10 protein-coding genes are annotated in these 6,969 nt (G+C 62.1%); 7 read left to right on the top strand and 3 right to left on the bottom strand.

Translation table 11 applies throughout. The features are described from left to right. Positions 1-345: 345 nt before the first annotated feature. Positions 346-1,434 (top strand): glycoside hydrolase family 25 protein, encoded by a 1,089-nt coding sequence (locus AC1DX0_RS28100; RefSeq protein WP_477221328.1) that lies wholly within the window; start codon positions 346-348, stop codon positions 1,432-1,434. A 110-nt stretch (positions 1,435-1,544) separates the two neighbouring features. Here the strand turns inward: AC1DX0_RS28100 and AC1DX0_RS28095 are convergent, their stop codons facing one another. The 3 genes from AC1DX0_RS28095 to AC1DX0_RS28085 all read right to left on the bottom strand — a co-directional run bounded on the left by AC1DX0_RS28095 (position 1,545) and on the right by AC1DX0_RS28085 (position 3,184). Then, positions 1,545-1,733: a hypothetical protein gene (locus AC1DX0_RS28095; protein WP_477357652.1), complete on the bottom strand. Its 189-nt coding sequence runs from the start codon at positions 1,731-1,733 to the stop codon at positions 1,545-1,547. Between the two features lie 135 nt (positions 1,734-1,868). Further along, entirely contained in the window at positions 1,869-2,240 is a 372-nt protein-coding gene (locus AC1DX0_RS28090; protein WP_477221329.1) for a VOC family protein, read from the bottom strand. Further along, the gene (locus tag AC1DX0_RS28085) at positions 2,237-3,184 is read right to left on the bottom strand and encodes a LysR family transcriptional regulator (RefSeq protein ID WP_477357650.1); all 948 of its coding nucleotides are present in this window, start codon (positions 3,182-3,184) and stop codon (positions 2,237-2,239) included. The genes AC1DX0_RS28090 and AC1DX0_RS28085 overlap by 4 nt, the downstream gene beginning before the upstream one ends. A 104-nt stretch (positions 3,185-3,288) precedes the next feature. Here AC1DX0_RS28085 and AC1DX0_RS28080 point away from each other — a divergent pair, with 104 nt between their 5' ends. The 6 genes from AC1DX0_RS28080 to AC1DX0_RS28055 all read left to right on the top strand — a co-directional run bounded on the left by AC1DX0_RS28080 (position 3,289) and on the right by AC1DX0_RS28055 (position 6,909). Beyond that, complete coding sequence (locus AC1DX0_RS28080; RefSeq protein WP_464610746.1) at positions 3,289-3,450, top strand: hypothetical protein; 162 nt, start codon at positions 3,289-3,291, stop codon at positions 3,448-3,450. Positions 3,451-3,489: 39 nt separating this feature from the next. Next, entirely contained in the window at positions 3,490-4,098 is a 609-nt protein-coding gene (locus AC1DX0_RS28075) for a class I SAM-dependent DNA methyltransferase (RefSeq protein ID WP_477357648.1), read from the top strand. Between the two features lie 162 nt (positions 4,099-4,260). Continuing rightward, positions 4,261-4,653 (top strand): lysozyme inhibitor LprI family protein, encoded by a 393-nt coding sequence (locus tag AC1DX0_RS28070; RefSeq protein ID WP_477221332.1) that lies wholly within the window; start codon positions 4,261-4,263, stop codon positions 4,651-4,653. Positions 4,654-4,765: 112 nt separating this feature from the next. After that, complete coding sequence (locus tag AC1DX0_RS28065) at positions 4,766-5,731, top strand: DUF3592 domain-containing protein (protein ID WP_477221333.1); 966 nt, start codon at positions 4,766-4,768, stop codon at positions 5,729-5,731. A 43-nt stretch (positions 5,732-5,774) separates the two neighbouring features. Continuing rightward, complete coding sequence (locus AC1DX0_RS28060) at positions 5,775-6,296, top strand: hypothetical protein (protein WP_477221334.1); 522 nt, start codon at positions 5,775-5,777, stop codon at positions 6,294-6,296. Positions 6,297-6,354: 58 nt separating this feature from the next. Next, positions 6,355-6,909, top strand: a complete 555-nt coding sequence (locus tag AC1DX0_RS28055; protein ID WP_477357645.1) for a hypothetical protein — start codon at positions 6,355-6,357, stop codon at positions 6,907-6,909. Positions 6,910-6,969 lie beyond the last annotated feature (60 nt).

Raw genomic sequence — 6,969 nt, 5'->3', positions numbered from 1 at the left:
GAGGAACGACGACCAGCCCGCTGGCATGCGCGGTCTCAGCCAGGAGCGCGCCGCCGCAGGCGAGGGCCGCGAGCAGGGGGACCAGGAGAAGCCGCTGCAACGCAATCATCGGGCGCCTTTTGGGAATCGTGGGACATGCCGGCGGCGGCCGCCGCCCCCTCGTCTCAACAGCCACATCATGGCGCTGTCAAGGCTGGGCCGACCGTCGGCGTCGAATGTCTGAAACGGGTCACAGTCATGGTAAAAAACTTGATTCAAACTTTATTGGTAATTTCTCGTTCATAACTAGGCTGGTTGTCCGTGGGCCGTCGCCCTCGGTCTGTTGTGTTTTGAGTACAGGTCCAGATGCGGTTACCAGGCGTCGTCAGTTTCGTGATCGCAGCGCTGTGCCTTGCCGGCTGTTCGTCGACATCGGGCATGGACGCGCTCGACATGCAAAAACCGTCGAACGAGACCACCAGCTCGGTGGTGCGGCCAAGCGCGCCGATCGCATCCGTGCCTGTGGCCAAAGCCAGAGCACGCAAGCTGGCCGAGGCAGCGCCCGTGGACGAACCTGCTCGGCCTTTTGGCCTGGCGGAAGAAGAAACGGCGATGCTCGCAACGCCAGAGCTGCCCGACAGTCCTGAGCTGCCCGACAGTGCCGAGCCGCCGGTCGAAGCAGCTGCACTGGTGTCGCCGTCGAAGCTATTGAGCCGCAATGGGCCGCCCATGTTTGCCGGGTCGATCATGCGTTACGGCTTTCGCGACGCCAAGCCGATCAATTTCGGCCGGTCATCGCCCAGGCATCTCGCCGTCCATGGGGTCGACGTCTCGCGCTGGCAAGGCGACGTCAACTGGGGCAAGCTGCGCGCCCAGGGCGCCAACTTCGCCTACATCAAGGCGACGGACGGCGGCGACCACCTCGATCCGATGTTCATGAAGAACTGGCGCAATGCCGATGCCGCCGGGCTGAAGCGCGGCGCCTATCATTTCTTCTACTGGTGCCGCACCGCCGGCGAGCAGGCCGACTGGTTCATCCGCAACGTGCCCAAGATGGATGGCGCCTTGCCACCGGTGATCGACGTCGAGTGGAATGGCGACTCCTCCTGCCAGCGGCGCCCGTCGCGCGAAAAGGTGCTGGAGAAGATGCAGGTGTTCATGGACAAGCTGGAGCGTCACTATGGTCAGCGTCCGATCATCTACACCGCGCCCGACTTCTATCGCGACAATCTGCAGGGTGCCTTTCTAGATTATCCCTTCTGGCTGCGCGCGGTGGCAAGGCATCCGTCAAAGGTCTATCCCGGCCGCAAATGGCTGTTCTGGCAGTATTCCGGCTCCGGCCTGTCGCATGGCGTGACCGGCCGCATCGACCTCAACGTCTTCCATGGCGACGAGCGGCAATGGCGTGCCTGGGCCGGTGGTGGCGGTCGTCAGGTGATGGCGGACGCGGACTAGAGCAATTCCAGAAAAAGTGTGAACAGTTTTCCCGGGAAAAGCGCAGAGCGCTTTCCCTTGGGAATTGCGTCAAAAAGAATCTAGCCCTTAGCGTCGCCGCCGGCTGATCCTCATTGGAGCTGGCGGCTTCCGCCATTGCGTTCCTCGCATAGCCGCAACCTCGCCCTCAAGCTCATGATCTCGGCAAGCGCCGCGTCGATCATGGTCAGAAGCGTCAGCGTATCGTGCTGGGTTGGATCGGCCCTGACATAGRCAAGCTGGTTCACGATGTCGTTGTCATCGTCGGCTTCATCGCTCATGCCCGTCTCCCGACTTGCTGTCTCGAGGATGTCTCCTMCCTTTTTAAGCCGATCGCTTCGGCCGTCAAATTACCCTTCTGCAATTCGGCGAAGTCAACAATGCTACGCCATTGAGAGGCTAGCGCGTCTTCCGCTTCACGGCTCGTTGATCATCGCCTCGATGTTGTAGCCGTCGGGGTCGAGCACGAAGCAGGCGTAGTAATTCTCCGCATAGTCGGGACGCGGGCCGGGTGCGCCATTGTCTTTGGCACCGGCCTCCAGCGCTGCCCGATAGAACGCATCGACCTCTGCCTTGCTGCTGACGCGGAAAGCGACGTGCACATGGGTGAGCGGCGGTGTCTCGCCGGTTCGCTGGATCTCGAACAGGCAGCCATTGCCGATATCGAAGGCCCAGAACACCTCTTCCTTGCCGAAGGACAGGTGATATCCCAGGGGCGCGAATGCGAGCTCATAGAAGAGCTTGCTCCTCTCCAGGTCACCCACTTCGATGGTTATGTGATCGATCATTTTGTCCTCCGTTGCGACGGCACCTTGTCAGCCTGCGTCTGGCGCGCTTCCTGGTCTCGAATGTCGGCGGTCTGGGCAAGCACCCAATCCCGGAACACCTTGATCTTCGGTACGTTGCGGCGGCTTTCCAGGTGTACCAGCCAATAGCCGTCACCATCGGACCCGACGATGTCGAAAGGCTTTATCAGCTGCCCCTTCGCCAACAGGGCGCTGTAGAGGTTTTGSGTGAGGATGGCAGCAGCCTGATCGGTCAGTGCTGCCATCGCATCATAAGCCTGCCCGCCGAGTGCCGGGCCGGGGATGACACGAGCGGGATCGAAGGGCACGCCGGCCGCTTCGAACCAGATTCTCCACCAGGGATCGTCAGGGCCGCATAGCGGCACCTTGTAGAGGTCTTCGGGATGGCGGATGCCGCCGACGCTCTCGGCCAGTTTTGGGCTGAGCATCGGCGTGTAGTCGGCCTTGAACAGATAGTGGGCGGTCAGGTCAGGCCATTTGCCGGTTCCTGTCCGGATGCCGATATCCATGCCCTCGCGCCCGAAATCGACCAGCCGGGACGATGTATCGACCTTCACGGCGAGGGAGGGATGCATCAGCTGGAATGTTCCAAGCCACACGGCCAGCCAGTTCGATGCAAATGTTGCCATGGTCGTCAGCGAAAGCACGCCGCTTGCGCCACCCTTGGTGGCGACCCAGGCATCCGCCAGGGCYGAGAACGCGCCCGTKGCSTGCGGCGCCAAGTGCTGTCCGGCCTCGGTCAATGCGATCTGYCTTGTTTTTCTTATGAAAAGYGGCGTTCCGGCGCGYTCYTCCAGCACCTTGATCTGATAGCTGGCCGCCGACTGGGTCATGCCGAGCTCTTCGGCCGCCTTGGTAAAACTGCCCAGTCTAGCTGCGGCTTCAAAGACCCGGATGGCCCCTAACGGTGGCAGTTCCCAGCTCATGATGCATCAATCCTCCTGATGCATGGTACGCGAGGTTCGATTGGAAACCAAGGCCGCAAACAGGCATGGTCTTGTCATCAACTCGAACCTGAAAGGACACGGCAATGACCCTCTACAACACGCTTCGTCGTCCGATGCTCGACCTCTTCACCGCGCCGTTCAGGCCCCGCAGGCGCGGCCTGCTCGACCACCGTTCGCTGTCGGATCATTTTCTGCGCGACATCGGCGTGCTCGACGGGCACGTACCTCCCGGCACCAGTCGCTGAAGACGTTTTTGACCCACACGGGATGCAAGGGAGGGAAAGGTGGATGTGTTGTCGCAGGCTCTGGCGAAGAGCCGTCAAACGATCACTGCTTATGAGGACTATGCGGAACGCTACGATGCCATCGTGCGGCATGTYCCCAACGAGAGAGAGCAGGCATCGCTGAAGCGCCTTGTGGCGATTGCCGGCACAGAAGGCCGGATTCTGGAAGTCGGGTCGGGAGCGGGMTACGAYGCGGACTTTCTGGAGRMYYTGGGCGTCAAGGTTCGSCGCACCGACGCRACSAARCGRTTTCTCGAGCTGCAGGCCGCGCGCGGCAAGCATGGCGAGCTTCTCGATCTCCTCACCGATGATCTCGGCGGCCCCTATGACGCCGTCCTGGCGCTCGCCGTCCTGATCCATGTGCCGCGCGACCAGACCGACCAGGTGCTTGCCAGGATAACCGGGTCGCTGCGGCCTGGCGGCGCCTTCCTCGTATCGATGCGCAACGGCGATGGCGAGACATCAGGCAAATATCATACCGTCTACTGGCGCCGGGACGATTTTGTGGCCCGCCTCGAGGCCGCCGGGCTGGTCCTTCTCAGGGACGATTTCAACCTCGGCCGCAATGACGAAGAATGGAACACGTTCCTGGCTGTAAGGCCTGCGTGACGTGCCGACGCCGGCTTGCGTTCGGGCATATTGCCTCCACAATGGCAGGGATGATCTTGTAATGCGTGGTTTTCACCATGCTTACGGCCATCTTCGAGGGGCGAAATGCGAAACAAGCTGACAGGGACGTCTTGGCTCATCTGCGGAGCGTTGGCCTGCCTGTTGACAGCGCTGCCCGCGAAGCTGATGGCCTCGGGTCTGAAGGACCCGACTGCCGACACACTCGACCGCTGCCTGAACGACCCGGCCAATGGCTCTACATCTGGCCAAACCGAATGCGAGGCCGCGGCAACCGGTGACTATGATCACCGCATGAATGCCGCCTATGCGACGCTGATGCACGAATTGCCCCGCGAGGCTGCGCAGCAACTGCGCCTGTCGCAGCGCGCCTGGCTCGCCTTCCGCGACGCCGAGGCGAAGGCGCGCGACGCGCTCTATGAAACAAGGCAAGGCACGATGTACGTGCCCATGCAGGCAGCCGACGCCACCAATGTCATCCGGGATCGCGCGCTCCTGCTGGAGGGGTATGTTCGCGTCATGGCGATCGATGATTAGGCGGCGGCCACTGATGCTTGCCGGGCCGGTCCCCTCCCGACTTTGCGAATAAGCGAGACATTGCCGCCGCGGTGCTGTCTAGTGCCGGTTCCTGCACTCCGGGGGGATCAGGGTGGAACTCAAAATTCTGCTTGTCGGCTTTGTCTGCGTGGTCGCGGGCTGCCTGTCGCTCATCACCATTTTGAAATGGCGAGAGGTGCGGGCGCTCAGCCGCTGGCTGCCGACGCCGGGAAAGATCATCTCGTCGCGCGTCGAGGCGCGTGAGGTCAGAAGCTCGGGCGTCGGCTCGGACAGCAGCGATACCACCGAGATGCGCAATTTTCCGGCGATCACCTTCGAATACAAGGTGGGCGCCAAGAAGTTTCAAAGCTCGCGCTACAGCGTGAAGGAGAATTTGGGGAATTTCGAAGTCGCTGAGACGCTTGCGCAGTTTCCCCGCGGCGCCGAGGTGACCGTCTTCTACAATCCGGCTGATCCGAGCAAGGCCGTGATCGAGCGCACCATGCCGGACGGCGCTTTCAAGTTCATGTTCCAGCTCTCGGCGGGGTTGGTGGTCGGCGCGCTGGTGCTGGTGTTTTCCGTCGGCGGTCTGCTCGAGGCGATCCGGCCGCATCTGCGCAAGCCGCAGAACCTTGGAGCCGCTGCACTGCTGATGTTCATGGGCCTGATGATCCTGCGCATGGGCTTCGCCCAGAGATCGCTCGCCGCGCAAGCGGCAAAATGGCCGGTCGCCGCCGGTCGCATCGAGTCCTCAGGTCTGCAGGCGTTGCGAAATTATAGCGGCTATCGACGCTGGCGCACCGTCTTTAAATCCCGCATCGTCTACAGCTACGGCGTCGCCGGCCAACAATACAGTTCAGACCGTGTCACCTTCGGCGCCACGGTCACGGCCACGTTGCCCGGCCTCGTCAGCGGTCAGGCACGAAGCTATGCCGAGGGCGGCAACGTCGACGTCCACTACGACCCCGCCAACCCCGCCTCGGCCGTGCTCGAATGCCGGGTAAGGGGACTCTGGGTGCTGTGGGTCTGTTCGGCAGGCTTTCTCGGCGCCGCTGCCTGGCTGGTCGGATTGGTCTGAGGACAGGCTTTTGGCTTCCACAACGCTTTCCCGGAGATATCTGGTGATCATCCGCAAACTGACCTTTGTTGTCCTGGGTTTGCTCGGCCCGATGCAGGCGGCGAGCGCCAAGGAATGTCTGCTGAGTCACGCCGCCTACCGCGAGCCGCGCTCGGGCGCGGTTTTGCAATTCCGGCCGATCGACAACGAGCCGGCAGCGCTGACGGCGCAGGTGTTTTCATTGACCGTGCCCAACACCGACAAAAACCTGCCGGCCGACATCACCTGGACCAACGGCAGGAATTCTTTCCCGCTCGGCACCATCCGCCACACCTGTACCGACGACGACCGCGAAGCGGGGCTGCAAGACGGCAGCGGGCTGTGCCGGATATGGGACGGCCAAGTCTACGCCTTGACCGGCGGCGGCGCCGAGCAGTTGAATTCGCGCGAAGCGACACCGGCGCCGAAAGGGCTGCTCCTGCCTGATTTCGGCGTGGCTTTCACCGAATGGGCCGATTTCGCCAACGCCAATCCGGATGGCTCGGCCTGGGATGCCTTCACCTTGACAGGATGCAGCGATGACTAGCGCCATGAGATCGATCACCTGCGCCTGCGCCCTTTTTGCATCCGCGACGATATCCGCTGTGGCCGACGAACCGGCGCCCTCGCGCCCGCCGATCGACAAATGCGTCTGGGAAAAACTGTCCGACAAGACGATCGGCCTTGCCGCCTGGGCGCAGCGCTGCGATTTCGGCTTCCGCCAGATCCATTTCGAATTCACCGGCAACGCACTCGCCATCAAATACAGCGATGGCGGTGACGCCGATCCTCTGGTCGAGGTGTTCGACGTCAAACCAGGCGAAACCGCCGAGGCTGCCTTGCTGCGCCTGTTCCTGGAAAAGACAGACAAGGCCGTCAGTGCCCGCTGCGCGCTGGCGCCTTACACCGAGGGTACCGTGCCCGCCGGCGTCAAGCGCTACACATTCAGCCCCGACGCCGCCTACGCGAAAGAGCTGAAAGCGCTCGCCAACCCCGATGAGGTTCCCGAACCACCTTGCGGCGACTGGGGCGAAATGCCTGACGGCATCCAGTACTTCGAGGTGCCGGCGGGTGAGGGACGGAAGGTGCTGTTCGTTCGTGTCGGGCAGGACGAACCGTTGTTTGATGAGCAGACGCTGCGGGTGTTGCCGGCGGGGTAAGTGCCAAGATCAGGTTCTGATCTATTCTAAATCGAATGGATCGTGGAGCCTGTCCTCTAT

This window comes from Mesorhizobium sp. P3_A9 (genome assembly GCF_056402975.1).
The sequence above is the reverse complement of the archived record's forward strand: the minus strand, read 5'-3'. Positions and strand labels throughout refer to the sequence as shown.